Origin of the sequence: Nonomuraea sp. NPDC049695 (assembly GCF_040674955.1) — a bacterium.
GTDB classification, from domain to species: domain Bacteria; phylum Actinomycetota; class Actinomycetes; order Streptosporangiales; family Streptosporangiaceae; genus Nonomuraea; species Nonomuraea helvata.
Map to the genome: position 1 here is coordinate 102,800 of NZ_JBFANV010000003.1, position 14,503 is coordinate 117,302.

13 protein-coding genes are annotated in these 14,503 nt (G+C 70.5%); 8 read left to right on the forward strand and 5 right to left on the reverse strand.

Translation table 11 applies throughout. The features are described 5' to 3' along the window. Positions 1 to 23 precede the first annotated feature (23 nt). The 4 genes from AB0J64_RS03970 (at position 24) to AB0J64_RS03985 (ending at position 2,819) form a co-directional block, all read left to right on the forward strand. Complete coding sequence (locus AB0J64_RS03970) at positions 24 to 890, forward strand: hypothetical protein (RefSeq protein WP_364020197.1); 867 nt, start codon at positions 24 to 26, stop codon at positions 888 to 890. A gap of 70 nt (positions 891 to 960) precedes the next feature. Next, a complete protein-coding gene (mshB, locus tag AB0J64_RS03975; protein ID WP_364020200.1) occupies positions 961 to 1,866 on the forward strand; it encodes an N-acetyl-1-D-myo-inositol-2-amino-2-deoxy-alpha-D-glucopyranoside deacetylase in 906 nt (301 codons plus the stop codon). A gap of 11 nt (positions 1,867 to 1,877) precedes the next feature. Continuing rightward, positions 1,878 to 2,306, forward strand: coding sequence for a DUF6113 family protein (locus AB0J64_RS03980; protein WP_364020203.1), 429 nt, complete (start codon positions 1,878 to 1,880; stop codon positions 2,304 to 2,306). Positions 2,307 to 2,324: 18 nt separating this feature from the next. Next, the gene (locus AB0J64_RS03985; protein WP_364020206.1) at positions 2,325 to 2,819 is read left to right on the forward strand and encodes a flavin reductase family protein; all 495 of its coding nucleotides are present in this window, start codon (positions 2,325 to 2,327) and stop codon (positions 2,817 to 2,819) included. A 68-nt stretch (positions 2,820 to 2,887) separates the two neighbouring features. Here AB0J64_RS03985 and AB0J64_RS03990 read toward each other — a convergent pair whose 3' ends face one another. Further along, positions 2,888 to 3,835: a hypothetical protein gene (locus AB0J64_RS03990; protein WP_364020208.1), complete on the reverse strand. Its 948-nt coding sequence runs from the start codon at positions 3,833 to 3,835 to the stop codon at positions 2,888 to 2,890. A gap of 74 nt (positions 3,836 to 3,909) precedes the next feature. Between AB0J64_RS03990 and AB0J64_RS03995 the strand changes: the two genes are divergently transcribed. After that, the gene (locus AB0J64_RS03995) at positions 3,910 to 4,332 is read left to right on the forward strand and encodes a hypothetical protein (RefSeq protein ID WP_364020211.1); all 423 of its coding nucleotides are present in this window, start codon (positions 3,910 to 3,912) and stop codon (positions 4,330 to 4,332) included. A 38-nt stretch (positions 4,333 to 4,370) separates the two neighbouring features. Next, positions 4,371 to 6,434: a prolyl oligopeptidase family serine peptidase gene (locus AB0J64_RS04000; protein WP_364020214.1), complete on the forward strand. Its 2,064-nt coding sequence runs from the start codon at positions 4,371 to 4,373 to the stop codon at positions 6,432 to 6,434. Between the two features lies 1 nt (position 6,435). On the opposite strand, the gene AB0J64_RS04005 is transcribed toward AB0J64_RS04000, so the two are convergent. Next, the gene (locus tag AB0J64_RS04005; protein ID WP_364020217.1) at positions 6,436 to 7,509 is read right to left on the reverse strand and encodes a hypothetical protein; all 1,074 of its coding nucleotides are present in this window, start codon (positions 7,507 to 7,509) and stop codon (positions 6,436 to 6,438) included. 228 nt (positions 7,510 to 7,737) lie between these two features. Between AB0J64_RS04005 and AB0J64_RS04010 the strand changes: the two genes are divergently transcribed. Then, positions 7,738 to 9,138: an alpha/beta fold hydrolase gene (locus tag AB0J64_RS04010; RefSeq protein WP_364020220.1), complete on the forward strand. Its 1,401-nt coding sequence runs from the start codon at positions 7,738 to 7,740 to the stop codon at positions 9,136 to 9,138. Positions 9,139 to 9,234: 96 nt separating this feature from the next. Here the strand turns inward: AB0J64_RS04010 and AB0J64_RS04015 are convergent, their stop codons facing one another. After that, a complete protein-coding gene (locus AB0J64_RS04015; protein ID WP_364020223.1) occupies positions 9,235 to 9,687 on the reverse strand; it encodes a MarR family transcriptional regulator in 453 nt (150 codons plus the stop codon). A gap of 67 nt (positions 9,688 to 9,754) precedes the next feature. Here AB0J64_RS04015 and AB0J64_RS04020 point away from each other — a divergent pair, with 67 nt between their 5' ends. Next, positions 9,755 to 10,633: an MBL fold metallo-hydrolase gene (locus AB0J64_RS04020; protein ID WP_364020226.1), complete on the forward strand. Its 879-nt coding sequence runs from the start codon at positions 9,755 to 9,757 to the stop codon at positions 10,631 to 10,633. A 274-nt stretch (positions 10,634 to 10,907) separates the two neighbouring features. On the opposite strand, the gene AB0J64_RS04025 is transcribed toward AB0J64_RS04020, so the two are convergent. Then, entirely contained in the window at positions 10,908 to 12,665 is a 1,758-nt protein-coding gene (locus AB0J64_RS04025; protein WP_364020229.1) for an ABC transporter ATP-binding protein, read from the reverse strand. A 54-nt stretch (positions 12,666 to 12,719) separates the two neighbouring features. Next, positions 12,720 to 14,408 (reverse strand): ABC transporter ATP-binding protein, encoded by a 1,689-nt coding sequence (locus AB0J64_RS04030; RefSeq protein ID WP_364020232.1) that lies wholly within the window; start codon positions 14,406 to 14,408, stop codon positions 12,720 to 12,722. Positions 14,409 to 14,503 lie beyond the last annotated feature (95 nt).

A 14,503-nucleotide genomic window follows, 5' to 3' on the forward strand; every position in this document is an offset into this window, starting at 1 on the left:
GCCCTCCTGCCAGCATGGGCGCCATGAACCGCCTCTGGTACCTCATCGGAGTCCTGCTGGTGCTCGTGGGCCTCGTTCACCTGGGCGTGTTCGTCGTGGACGGCGGGCCGTGGGAGGGCGCGGTGTCGTGGCGCAAGCCGTTCACGTTCGGCGTGTCCTTCGGGGTGAGCGTCCTGACGCTGACGTGGGTCTCCCAGTTCGTACGGCTCCGTGCCCGCCGGCTCCTCGTCGGCGCCTTCGCGGCGGCGTCCACGTTGGAGGTGGCCCTGATCACCGTCCAGGCGTGGCGAGGCGTCCCGTCCCACTTCAACATGGAGACCGCCTTCGACACCACCGTCTCGAGGGTCCTGGCGGCAGGCGGCGGCGTCCTCATCACCATCGCGATCACCATGACCGTCGCCGCGTTCCGCCCCCATCCGGACGTCGCGCCGAGCATGCGCCTGGCCGTGCGCGCGGGCTTCGCCACCCTCCTCGCCGCCATGGCGTTCGGCGCCGTCATGATCGCCCGCGGGGTCCTCGAGGTGGTGACCGGCAACCAGCAGCTCGCGTACACGGTCGCCACCACGCTGAAGCCCGCCCACGCCGTGTTCATGCACGGCGTCCTGCTCCTCCCGGCCCTGGCCTGGCTCCTGTCCCGCACCCTGCCCGCAGAGGCCACGCGCCTGCGCTGGATACGCCTGGCCACCTGGATCTACGTGAGCGTGGCCGTCGCCGTCTCCGCGCTGGCCTCAGCAGGCATCACCGTCGTCTCGCCGTCCATCGCCTCCCTCCTGTGCGCCGCCGCCATCTCGGGCCTGGGCGTCGCCGCACTCGCCCTGGGCACGCTGAAGGCGCCGCCACGGCGAACGCAGGGAGTGCCGAGCAGCCGGATGCAGAGGTCGCCCAGCTGACAGCCGCCCATTCGTGCAGCGAGACGCTCCCTCCCGGGAGGCGGAGAGGCCACTGTTACGCTCTAGCCCCATGATTGACCGACGGCTGCTCCTCGTGCACGCCCATCCGGACGACGAGTCGATCGGCACCGGCGCCACCATGGCGAAATACGCCGCCGAGGGCGCCCACGTCACGCTGGTGACCTGCACGCTCGGCGAGGAAGGCGAGATCATTCCCAAGGAGCTCGCCCATCTGGCCGCCGACCAGGACGACGCGCTCGGCCCGTACCGGATCGGCGAGCTCGCCGCCGCCTGCCAGGCGCTCGGCGTCGAGGACCACCGCTTCCTGGGCGAGGCCGGGCGCTGGCGCGACTCCGGGATGATGGGGGCGGCCACCAACGACCACCCCAAGGCGTTCTGGCGCGCCGACCTCGACGAGGCGGCAGGTGAGCTGGTCAAGGTCATCCGAGAGGTACGGCCCCAGGTGCTCGTCACGTACGACGACAACGGGTTCTACGGGCATCCCGACCACATCCAGGCCCACCGGGTTTCGCGCAGAGCGTTCGAGCTGGCCGCGAACCCGGACTTCGGCGAGGGCGAGCCGTGGCAGATCGCCAAGTTCTACCACACGGCACTCGCCCGGTCCGTCATGCGGCGCACGGTGGAGGCGCTGCGCGAGGCCGACGTCGACTTCCTGATCGAGGACGTGGACGACATGCCGTTCGGCACCGCCGACGCGGACATCACCACAGAGATCGACGCCCGCCCCTGGACCGGCAGCAAGATGGCGGCCATGCGGGCGCACGCCACGCAGATCAGCGTGGACGGCCCGTGGTTCGCGCTGTCCAACAACATCGGCCAGGAGATCCTCGGGGTCGAGCACTACACGCTGGCCTACGGCGTGCCCGGCCCGCCGGTGCCCGGTCCGCCCGTCGAGGCCGGCGGACTGGGCGAACCGCACGACCGCGAGAACGATCTGTTCGCGGGCATCGACTAACCTCGTTCGACATGGAACATCGCAGCCAGGCCGAGTCGGCCCTCGGTGGGGCGGCGTACGGCATGCTGTTCGTGCTCGGTGTCGTCATGGGGGTCGTGGGCGGTTTCACGCATCCGGTGCTGCTGTGGCAGGCCGCGCCCCTTCCCGTCCCCGTTTCCGCGATCGGGTGGGTGCTGGCGCTGCTGGGGGTCTGCCTGGGGGCGGGCAAGCTGATGCGGGCCAGGCTCGGGGCCTTCGTGACCGCGCTCGGATGGCTGCTGGTGACGATGCCGTTCACGCTGCAGATGGGCGGCGGGGACCTCGTGATCGCGGAGGGCGCGCCCGGGTACGTGTACCTTTACGGAGGGTTGGCGGCGATTGTGGCCGCCTATCTGCTTTCGCCCACGTCACGGGGGGGATCGTGGCTCTTGCATGGGTACCCTCAGAAGAACTCTATGTAGAGGCATAAAGTAGCGTTCGTGCATTCGATCGAGCGGCCGGTGGACCCGGCAACGTACCGCAAGGTGGTCGGCCGCTTCGCCACCGGGGTCGCGATCGTCACGACCAGGGCGGATGGCCTCGATCATGCGATGACGGTCAATTCGTTCACCTCCGTCTCCCTCGATCCGCTCCTCGTGCTGTTCTGCGCGGAGAAGGTGGCCCGGTTCCATGACGCGGTGATGGAGGCGGGGGTGTGGGGGGTCTCCGTGCTGCCCGCGTCCATGGAGGACGCCTCGCGCTTCTTCGCCCATCGGGGAAGACCGCTGAACGGGCAGCTCGCACGGTGGTCGCATCACCGGGGGGCGTCGGGGGTGGCGTTGTTCGACGGAGCCCTCGCCACGATCGAGTGCGCTACGACGGCGGTGCACGATGGCGGGGATCATTCGATCGTGGTGGGCGGGGTGACGTCGCTGGACACACCCTCGGACGGGGCGCCGCTGCTGTACCACGACGGGCAGTACAAGACCCTCTAGCGACAGTCCGGGCATGAAGCGGGCCAGGCGCTTGGCCTGGCCCGCTTGCCGGTCGCAGTCCCGTGACGTTACTGGGCGGGAGTGCTGGCCGATTCCGACGCCGTGGCGGTCGGGCTCTCGGAGGGGCTCTCCGTCGGGACGCTGCTGCCGGTAGGCGCCGCCGTGTCCGTCGGGGTCTCCGAGGGGACCTCCGTCGGCGACTCCTCCGCCGGCGGCGGACAGGTGGGGATCTCCGAGGAGGTCTCCGTCGGAGTCACGCTGTCGGTGGGAGCGTCAGTGGGAGCGTCGGTCGGTGTCGTGGTCGGAGCGTCGGTCGGGGTTTCGGTCGGAGTTTCCGTGGGAGTTTCGGTCGCGGTGTCAGTAGGAATCGGCGTCGGGGTGTCGGTCACCGGCGGCGAACCCGTGCTCGTCGGCGTCCCCGTCTCTGTCGGGACGATCGTCGGCGTGACGGATTCCGTCGGCTCGGCGGCAACCGGCTGACAGGTGAATGTCACTGTCTCAGTGACCGTCGGACCGGGTTCGGTGACCGTGACCGTCGGGCCGGGCTCTGTCACCGTGGCCGTCGGAAGCGGCGTCACGGTGATGGCCGGTTTGCCGCGTTTCTTGTACGTGCCCCATCCCAGCCTCTTCGTGGACTCTCCCGAGCCCTCGTTGACCAGGACATTGACGTTGGCCGTCTTGCACGACCTGCCTTTGCACACCTTCTGTTTGACCGAGAAGACGGCGGCTTCCGCGTCCGTGACGGACACGTCGAGGAACGAAACGCCACGGCTCTTGACTACCTTCGTCGTGGCGGTGTACTCCCCGGTTGTGGGGCTCTCCGTTGGGGTCGGACTCGTGGTCGGGGCGGTGGTTGTCGGGGCGGTGGTTAACGCCACGTTCGCGCCTAGAGCGCCTAGTGGGTTGCTGTCAGTGGATCGTAGGGGATCGGACGCTGACGTCTGGGTGATCGCGACTCCGCCGGCTCCTGCCAGTGCGACGGTGCCGAGCAGCGCGCCCAGGATGGAGAATCTCATAATCCTGCTCTTTGGGAGATTTCAGGACGTGGGCCATTATTCCGACTTGTCAAGAATGGTCAAGGGTGGGACGCATGAAGAGGCGCTTCCGGTTCCGCCGCGCGGCGAACTACATCAATCTCGCCACTCCGCTCGGTCTACTGATCTCGCTCATCGGCGGCGCGACCAGGCAATCTGGCCCCAACGGACTCATCCTCGCCTTCGGCTACCGCTACCGCTTCCCCATCGCAGGAGCGTTCACCGTGGGTAACGTCGTACTGACCAAGTGGAACGCGCTGGACGATCGGCTCATCCTCCACGAGGGCCGCCACGCCACCCAGTGGGCCTGGTGCGTCGGCCTGCCCATGCTCCCGCTCTACCTCCTGTCGATGCTCGGCTCGGTGCTGGTCTGCGGCAACCAGGCTTCGTACAACGTCTTCGAGCGGCTGGCCGACTTGGAGGACGGCGGGTACCCCCGGGCGCCGCTGTGGTGGCGCCGGCCGAGAGGGGCATCGTGACGACCAAGTAGTGGCTCCCCAATGGCAGGATTGGGGCCATGAGCGAGAGCTTCCCGCGCCTGTCTGCCAGGACCCGCCGGTTCACCCTCGGGGTGCCCAGGGGCTTCACGATCTCTCCGGACGGCGGCCGGGTGGTCTTCCTGCGTACGAAGTCCGGCACCGATCCGGTGACCTGCCTGTGGGAGCTCGACACCGACACCCACGTCGAGCGCCTGGTCGTGGATCCGCGTACGCTCCACGGCGACGAGGAGGACCTGCCTCCCGAGGAGCGGGCCAGACGTGAGCGCAGCCGGGAGGCGGCGGGGGGCGTGGTCGCGTACGCCACCGACAAGGACGTGACGCGGGCCTGCTTCGCTCTGTCCGGCGGTCTCTACGTCGTCGAGCTGGCGAGCGGCCAGGCACGGCGGCTGGACGCTCCGGGCGCGGTCATCGATCCCCGGCTGTCGCCTGACGGGCGACATGTCGCATACGTCACGGGCGGGGCGCTGCGCGTCCAGGACCTGATCACCGGCGAGGACCGCGCGCTGGCCACGCCGGAGTCGGAGACGGTGACGTACGGGCTGGCCGAGTTCATCGCCGCCGAGGAGATGGACAGGATGCGCGGCCACTGGTGGGCGCCGTCGAGCGACGCGCTGCTGGTCGAGCGCGCCGACGAGGCCCCGGTCCGGGTCTGGCACATCGCCGACCCGGCCAACCCCGAACGTCCGGCCGCGGACCAGCGCTATCCGGCCGCCGGCACGCCCAACGCCGTCACCGAGCTGTTCGTGCTGGGGCTCGACGGGTCGCGGGTCGCGGTGCCGTACGCGGAGGAATACCTCACGACGGCGGCCTGGGACCCCCACGCGCTGTCGATCGTGACCCTGACCCGCGATCAGCGGACAATGCGGCTGTTCACGGTCGATCCGGCGACCGGCGCGACCACGCTCGTGCGCGAGGACACCGATCCGGCCTGGGTCGACATCGTCACCGGTGTGCCCGCGCACCTCGACGACGGCTCGCTGGTGTGGGTCGCGAGCTCCGGGGGCGGCAACCGGCTGTTCGTGGGCGACCGCGCGGTCACGCCGCCCACGCTGCAGGTGCGGGCGGTGCTCGACGTCGATCACGACAGCGTGCTGTTCAGCGCGAGCGGCGACCCGACCGAGATCCATCTGTGGACCTGGGACGGGCACTCGCTGCTGCCCGTCTCGACCCGTTCCGGGGTGTTCTCGGGGCGGATGGCGGGCGGCGTCGGCGTGCTGACCGAGCAGAGCCTCGACGCCGAGGGCGTGTCGACCACGGTGGTTCGGCGTGACGGCATGGCGGTGCCGATCCCGTCGTTCGCCGAGCGGCCCGGTCTCGACCTGCGCGTCTCGCTCGGCCGTTCCGGCCGTCGCGAGCTGGCCACCGCCGTGGTGCTGCCCTCGTGGCACGAGCAGGGCTCGCGGAGGCTGCCGGTCCTCATGGATCCGTACGGCGGCCCGCACGCGCAGCGGGTGCTCAACCGGCGCGGCGCGTTCCTGGAGAGCCAGTGGTTCGCCGAGCAGGGTTTCGCCGTCGTCGTGGCCGACGGGCGTGGCACGCCCGGCCGGGGTCCGGAGTTCGAGCGGGCCGTGCTGAACGACCTCGCGACGCCTGCGCTCGAGGACCAGATCGACGCCCTGCAGGGCGTGGCCGAGCAGTACCCCGACGACCTCGACCTGACGAAGGTGGCCATTCGCGGCTGGTCGTTCGGCGGGTTCCTGGCCGCGCTGGCGGTGCTGCGGCGGCCGGACGTGTTCCACGCGGCGGTGGCGGGGGCGCCGGTGACGGACTGGCGGCTGTACGACACCTGCTACACCGAGCGATACCTGGGCCATCCGGACGAGCAGCCCGAGGTGTACGAGAAGTCCTCGTTGTTCGCGGACGCCGCCAAGCTCGAACGCCCGCTGCTGCTGATCCACGGCCTGGCCGACGACAACGTGGTGGCCGCCCACACGCTGCGCCTGTCCTCCGCCCTGCTGGCGGCCGGGCGGCAGCACAGCGTGCTCCCGCTGTCCGGGGTGACGCACATGACGCCGCAGGAGGTCGTGGCGGAGAACCTGCTGCTGCTCCAGGTGGACTTCTTGAAGAGGTCGCTGGGCTGACCTACGGACGGGGGACGTCCGGACTCGAGGCGCCTGGCCTGGGGGCGCCTGGAGGGGGGCTGTCTGAGGGCGGGGCGTCCGGACGGAGGGCGTCGAGCGCCCGTGACACGGTCAGGCCGCAGATCACGACGCCGCCCAGGACGACCATGAGGAGGTACGCCGGGACGCCCAGCAGGACGAGCTGACCCTGAATGACGGCCAGGAGAAGCACGGCGAACACCGTGCCGCCGACGGCGCCACGGTCGCCGTACGCGATGACGCCGAGCCCGCCGCGTCCGATCGCGCCGGGCAGGTCGGCGGCCGCCGTCGCACCGTGCTCGCCGGGCACGCGGGTGACCGCCGACGAGCCACGCTCACCGTTCGGACCCGTACCCGGACCCATGCCGATACTCGTGCCGCCCAGAACGACGGCTGCGAGTGCGAACACAGCGGTGAACAGCCCCTGAGAGGCCGGCTGCGCCGCCCCCAACCGCAGCAGCAGCATGAACCCGCCCAGAGCCGCGAGCACACACGATCCGGCCAGCCCGGCCAGAGGGCCCACCCACTCATTGCTCAGCGACCGGCGAAGGTCCCGCCACTTCCACACCACTCCGCCCGCCACCGAGACGACGGCGAACAGCACGAACCCCACCACGGGAGGGAGGGACGGCGGATCGGGCAGGATGACCGTCCTGCCCTGGCTGACGGCGAACAGCAGTCCGTCGCACACCACGGCGGAGGCCAGCGTGACCGCCCAGGACGGCGCCGACAGCAGCACCGTGAACGCTCCCATGACCAGGCCCGCGATCCCGGCGAGCAGGACCACGAGCAGCAGTCCGACGATCAGCGGCATCCCGGTGACGGTCACGAAGGTGGCGATGAGCGCGCCGGAGAGCGCGGACACGGACCCCACGGCCAGGTTGGGCGTGCCGGTTCGCAGCGAAAGGGACAGCGCCACGGCCACCATGCCGGTCGGAGCGGAGGACGCGACGATGTTCAGGAAGTGACCGTCAGGGGCGGTGAACAGGACCGTCGCCAGCGCCAGCACCGTGACGACTCCCAGTACGCCTTCCCAGGCCCACTGCCATTTGCTCACGTTGTTGATGTTGACAACGCCACACCACCGCCGCAAGACCCATTTGTCCGCGCGCGCCGCCGCCGCGCGGATCGCCGTCGGGCACCTCACCGTGCACCGCAGTCTCCGCGCGAGGCGGCTGTGCCGGTGGACGGGATGGTCTGACAACCCCAGGTCTGACTACGCCCTCCCCAAAACCAAACCCTGGTCCGACGCGATCCCACCCCCCGCCCCGGCATCGTGAACGCCATGTTCAAGCCCCTCACCATCGCCCTGACACTCGGGGCCCTGCTCGGCGCGGGCCTGCACGCCCCAGCGACGGCGGCGGCCGCCGACGGCCCTCCAGAGTGGCAGACCTGCCCCAATGACAAGATCGGCATGGCATGTGCCGATCTCCAGGTCCCGGTCGACTGGCAGAAACCCGACGGCCGCAAGATCACCCTCAAGCTGGGCCGCCTCAAGGCCACCGGCAAGTCGGAAGGCTCGGTCCTGGTGTCCTACGGCGGCCCGGGCGGCCCCGGCATCGCGATCACCCAGTCCAGCCCCGACTGGTGGGCCAAGCTCCGCGAGCGCATGGACATCGTCACGTGGGACACACGCGGCTACGGCGAGCAGTTCGGCGGCCTCAGCACAGGCCTGCCGTGCACGTGGACCCGCATCCCGATCCCCGACGCCCCCAGGGACGACGCCGATTTCGGCCGTCTGTCCGACACCAACCGCGGCTACGCGGAGGCCTGCCGGCACAAGGACCCCGAGCTGTTCGCCAACATGAGCTCGGCAGATCAGGCCAGAGACATGGAAGCGATCCGGAAGGCCCTGGGTGAGGAGAAGCTCAACTACTACGGCGCCTCCTACGCGGGCTTCTACGGCCAGGCCTACGCCCGCCTCTTCCCCAACCAGGTCCGCACGATGGTCCTGGACGGCACCTGGAGCCACAGCGCCGCCGACTGGGAGGGCGAGCTGGAGGAGATGGCCAAGTCCAACGAGCAGTTCCTGCGACGCTTCTTCACCTGGTGCGCCACCAACGACTGCGGCGACGTCCCCGCTCTCTGGCCCAAGCTGATCGCCCGGGCCGACCGCACCCCCATCCCCACCAAGACCGCCAACGTCGCCTACAAGGCCCGCGACCTGCAGAGCTTCGCCATTGCGCTGGCCCGCCAAGGCGCCTCGGCCTGGCCCAAGCTGGCCCAGGCCATCCGCAAGGCGACCAAGGGCGACGCCTCCGACTTCGTGCCTGAGCGCGGCGCCCGCTACCCCGACCAAGCCACGGGTGTCACGGAATGCGCCGACTGGCCGCGCTTCGCCAACCGCGCCGAAATGTCCGCCACCACCAAGCGCCTGCTCCGCGTGGCGCCCAACACCGGCACCGCCAGCACGATCGCCTCGGCGACCCTGGGCTGCATCGGCTGGCCCCAGCCCGTCACCAACCCACCCGCCCCTCTCCCGAAGGGCCTGCCGCCCATGCTGGGAGCGGGGGCGTGGGGCGAGTCGGACGCAGTGGAACGCATCCTGTCCCAGGTGCCGGGCAGCGCCACCATCCATCACGACGGCCCCGGCCACACGCTGTACGGGTTCAATGCCTGCGCCCGCGACCGCATCAACGCCTACTTCACCGACCGCACCGTCCCACCCGCCAAGACGCAGTGCTGACCCGCCCCCGGCGTTGACCACCAGACAGACCAGTGCAGGCCTGCTCTATCCACACAGACCAGGGCAGGGCAGCGAAGTGGCGCGTGATCTTCCTGTCTACTGCAGCGCTCGGAGGAGCAGATCATTCAGGGTGGCCTGCTCCTGCGGCGTGATCTTGGCCAAGGGTGAGCCCTCGGTGAGCAGGCCCAGCAGGCGGTCGCGCAGGGCGATGCCTTCGGAGGTGAGCACGAGTTGTTTGGCCCGGCGGTCGCTCGGATGGGGGCGGCGTTCGACGATGCCCTGTTCCTCCAACCGGTCGACGACGAACGTGGCGTTCGACGGCTCGCACCCCATGCGGTCAGCCAGGTCACGCATGGTCAGCGGGCCGGTGAGCTCACGCAGCGCCACTGCTTGAGGGGCGGTCAGGTTCAGGGCGCCGGCCCGCTCCCTGATGTGGCCTTCGATCTGCCTGGCCAGGGCGTTGACGAGCCCGCACAGGTTCCGCTCGGCAACGGCCAGCGCCTCACTGTCGGCGGCGGCGGCATGGGTGGACGGCTCGGGCAGCGTCATACCGATCAGACTACCTCAAGTCTGCATATTTGCAGCTTTAATAGTTCTAGTTGTAAGTTTCTGAGGCATGAGCCTTTATGAAGAGCGTCTGCGTCGGCCGTCCCCCATCCGTTCGCTGGAGTTCGGCGACCTCAAGATCACCTATGTGCCTGACGGTGTGGTGCAGCTGAAGCCCTACGGATGGTTGCCAGGAACGACAGAGCAGGACTGGAACGACAATGCCGCCTTTCTCGACGACACGGGAAACCTGGTGGGAAGCATCGGCGGGTTGCTGGTGGAGTACGGCGAGAGAGCACTGCTGATCGATGCCGGGGTAGGACCGGTGTCCCTGCCCGACGACCCGGACAACCCGCGGATCGGTGCCATCCACGGTGGTCAACTGCTTGACAATCTTGTGCGGCTGGGGCGCAAGCCCGAAGAGATCGAGGCGGTGGCCTTCACCCACCTGCACCTCGACCACCTGGGCTGGGCCTGGCACCCCGCGCCAGGGAGCGACCGGCCTGCCTTCGCCCCGGCTGCCTACCTGTTCAGCGAGCCCGAATGGGATCAGCGCCGGCTGAGCATCGAGCAGGGCACGACCGAGGAGATGCTCGCCGCGCTGGCGCCATATGTGCGTACAGTGCGTGAGGGTGAGGAGATCTTCCCGGGCGTTCGGGTGACGCTGGCTCCCGGGCACACGGCCGGGCATGCCACGTACACGATCACGTCCGGCGACCGGCGGCTGATCGCTTTCGGCGACGCCCTGCACACCGCGGCCCAGATCCGCCACCCGAACTGGTCCGCCGCCCCGGACCTGGACTCGGTGGAGTCGACCCTGCACCGGCACCGGCTGGTCAAGGAACTGCTGCGACCCGACACGATCGGCTTCGGCGGGCACTTCGCCGACGTGGTGTTCGGCCGCGTCGAGGACACCGCCGACGGCCCCACCTGGGTTCCCGTGGCCTGACTCCTGACCTCTGGCCCCTGGCCGCTGGCCGCTGGCCTCTGAGCTCTGACCTCTGCCCCCTGTGATCCCGGCGGCCACCTGCTCAGGAGGGTGGCCTCCGGGATGCCGTGCGCCACCCGCCACTCACGAGCGGGTACCCATCGGACACGGTGCAACGCTCCGCAGACACAACCGCCAGAACCAGGAGCTACTACGCGTTCAGGAGAGAGCGACCCGGACGCGGTGAGGCGCTACACAGGCGTCGTCGGCAGGGCCTCGTGGACCGCCACGACGCTCAGGAGGAGGTGGTCGTGGGAGTGCCGTGCCAGCTGGTCCAGAGCGCCGCGTACGAGCCGCCCTTCGCCACCAGCTCCTCGTGCGACCCCAGCTCGCTGATCCGCCCGTCCTCCACGACAGCCACCCGATCGGCATCGTGCGCCGTGTGGAGCCGGTGGGCGATGGCGATCACGGTGCGCCCGTCCAGTACGGCGGCCAGCGACCGCTCCAGGTGCCGGGCCGCCCGAGGGTCGATCAGCGAGGTGGCCTCGTCCAGCACCAGGGTGTGCGGGTCGGCGAGCACCAGGCGGGCCAGGGCGAGCTGCTGGGCCTGCGCGGGCGACACCGCCAGGCCCCCGGAGCCCACTTCCGTCTCCAGCCCCGAGGGCAGGGCGAGCACCCACTCCAGCGCGTCCACCGCCTCGAGCGCCTTCCGTACGGCCGCGTCGTCGGCGTCCGGGCGGGCGATCAGCAGGTTGTCGCGCAACGACCCCTTGAACACGTGGTGCTCCTGCGTGACCAGCGCCACGTGCCCCCGCAGCTCGCCCAGCGGCAGGTCGACGAGCGGCACCCCGCCCACGGTGACCGATCCGGTACGCGGCCCGTGGATCCCCGCCAGCAGCCGCCCCAACGTGGACTTGCCGGCCCCGGAAGGCCCCACCATGGCCAGCCGCTCCCCGGGGCGGACGGTCAGGGACACCCCGTGCAGCACGTCGCGGCCCTCGCGGTACGCGTAACGGACGTCGGCCGCCTCCAGCAGCTCCCCGGAGGGGCGCGAGGAGCCGGCCGCCCGGTCGTCGGGCACGTTGGACACGCCCAGCAGCCGGGCCATGGACGCCCCGCCCACCTGCAGCTCGTCGATCCAGCTCAGGAACCTGTCGAGGGGGTCGATCAGCTGCTGCGCGTAGAGCGTGGCGGTGGCCACCTGAGAGAGCGCCACCCACCCGTTGGCGTAGAACAGGCCGCCGACCAGCAGGGTAGTCACGACTGGGATCACGTATCCCAGCTCGACCGCGGGATACCACCTGGTGCGGAGCCCGAGCGTGTACCGTTCGGCCGCGAAGGAACGGCTGATGTCGCCGTCGGTACGCGCTCGGCGGCGCGCCTGAAGCCCGAGCGCCTCCACCACCCGGGCGCCCTCGACGGTTTCGGCCAGTCCTTCGGTCATGTCGGCATAGGCGGCGTTCTCGCGGAGGTAGCCGTCCCGCGCCCGTTTCAGGTACCAGCGGGTGGAGATCCAGATCACCGGCCCGGTGATCAGCATCGGCAGCATGAGCAGGGGGCTGACCACGAGCAGCGCGCCGATCGTGATCAGGAAGGTGACCAGGGCGATCAGCGTCTCCGGCACGGCGTTCCGTACGGTCCGGGACAGCGAGTCCACGTCACGGGAGGTACGCGTGATCAGGTCACCGGACCCGGCCCGCTCGACCGTGGAGAGCGGCAGCCCGAGCACCCGGTTCACGAACTCCTCCCGGAGCTCGGCCAGCACCTTCTCGCCGAGCCTGGCCGAGGCCAGCACCGCGTACCGTACGAGCACGCCCTGCAGCAGCAGGAAGCCCCCGATGGCGGCGGCCACGACGGCGACGTTGACCTCGGCGCCGTACTGGACGTCCTGCACCAGCCTGCCGAGCTGCCACGGCACGACCAGACCCGCGACGGCCGCCAGCCCGTGCAGGGCGAGCGCGAGGGCGAGCCGGCGCGGGTAGCGGAGCGTCAGCCGCCTGGCGTAGGCGCGCACCTGTTTCCGGTCGGCGACCGGCAGGATCTCACGAGCCATGCGGCCTCACCCCTCCCGGCATTCAGCAGCGGACTCATACGTCCGGGGCATGGTTCAGTCCTCTCCGCGGGTCACGGTCGCGGCGTACTCCGGCGAGTCGCCCAGCAGCTGCCGGTGCGTGCCCTCCGCGAGCACCCGCCCGTCCTCCACGTAAACGACGTGGTCGGTGCGGTCGAGCACCAGCGGGCTGGTCGTGCAGATCAGCGTGGTCCTGCCGGCCCTGGCCTTGGCCAGGCGTTCGGCGATGCGGGCCTCGGTGTGGGCGTCGACGGCGCTGGTGGGCTCGACCAGGATGAGCACCTCCGGATCGGCCAGCAGCGCCCTGACCAGGCGCAGCCGTTGCTGCTGCCCGCCCGAGAACTCCCGCCCGCCCTCCGCCACCACTGCGGAGAGCCCGTCGGGCAGGGCCTCGACGATGTCCTCGGCGCAGGCCGCGTGCAGGGCCTGGCGCACCTCCTCGTCGGTGGCCTCGCCGCGCACGTCCAGCTCGTCGCGCAAGCGGCCGGTGAACAGCCGGGCACCGTTGTCGGCGACCAGGATCCGGGAGCGGACCTCCTCGATGGGCAGCGTGGACAGGTCGGCCGCCCCGAACATGACGTCGCCGTCGGCGTAGCGGCCGAGCCGGTCGGCGATGGCGAGGGCGTCCTCGGGCGCGTCGGCGGCGACCGCCGTGAGGCAGCCGGGCTGGAGGGTGACGCCGCTGTACGAGTCGCGCAGCACGCCGCCCGCGCTGCTCCCGGCGCCGCCGGTGATCTCGGGCTCGATGGACAGGATCCGGATCACGCGCCCGGCCGCCACGTGGCCCTTGGTGAGCTTGTCGGCGGCCTCGGTGAGCGTGCGCATGGGCCCGATCAGGAACACGGCATAGAGATAGAAGGCGACCAACTGCCCCGTGGGGATCTCCCCGGCGACGGCGAACGTGGCGCCGACGCCGGTGACGACCGCGATGAGCAGGCCTGGCAGCACGATCTGGGCGCCTTCGAGCACCGACTCGACCCCGGCCACGCCTACCCCGGCCTGCCGGACCCGCTGGGACCCGGCGCGGTAGCGCGCGGCGAAGACCTCCTCGCCGCCGATGCCGCGCAGCACCCGGAGGCCTGCCACGATGTCGGCGGCCCTGGTGGACAGGTCGCCGGTCAGCTCGCGCTGCCTGGCCTGCCGCTTGTGCAGGGGCCTGAGCAGCGGCCCGACGGCGACGGCCATGAGCGGCACGCCGAACAGGACCAGCAGCCCGAGCGGCAGCGAGGTCGAGATGAGGATCACGGTGACGGTGACGATCGCCACGACGGAGCCGGTGCCGCGCAGCAGGATGTCCATGGAGTTGCCGATGTGGGCGATGTCGGAGTTGCCGACGCTGACGATCTCGCCGGTCGAGAGCCGCTTCGGCAGCGTGGCGCCCAGCCGGGCGGCCTGCCCGGCGGTCAGCTGGACGGTGCGGTACGCGGCGGCCAGCCAGTTGTAGACCGCCATCCGGTGCCGCATGATCCCGGTGAACGCCTGCACCAGCCCCAGCCCGAACAGGACCGACGCCCAGAGCAGCAGCGCCCCGGTGTCCTTGGCGGTGACCGCCTCGATCCCCTTCCCGAGCACCGCCGGCATCAGCGCCTGCACCAGCCACCACAGCGTCGCGAAGCCGATGCCCGCGAGAAGGGGTCTGCCCTGCCGCCGCGCGGTCCACCACAGGTAGCGGAGCGGGCTGCGTATGTCGGGCTCGCCGGGATCGGCTTCAGGAAGGGAGCGCATGGCCTGACAAGGTTGACAAGGCACCCCCCGGCCGGGCAAACGGTTTTCTCCGCCCCGGCACCTCCACAGGCACGTGACCTTTACGAAGCTCAGGC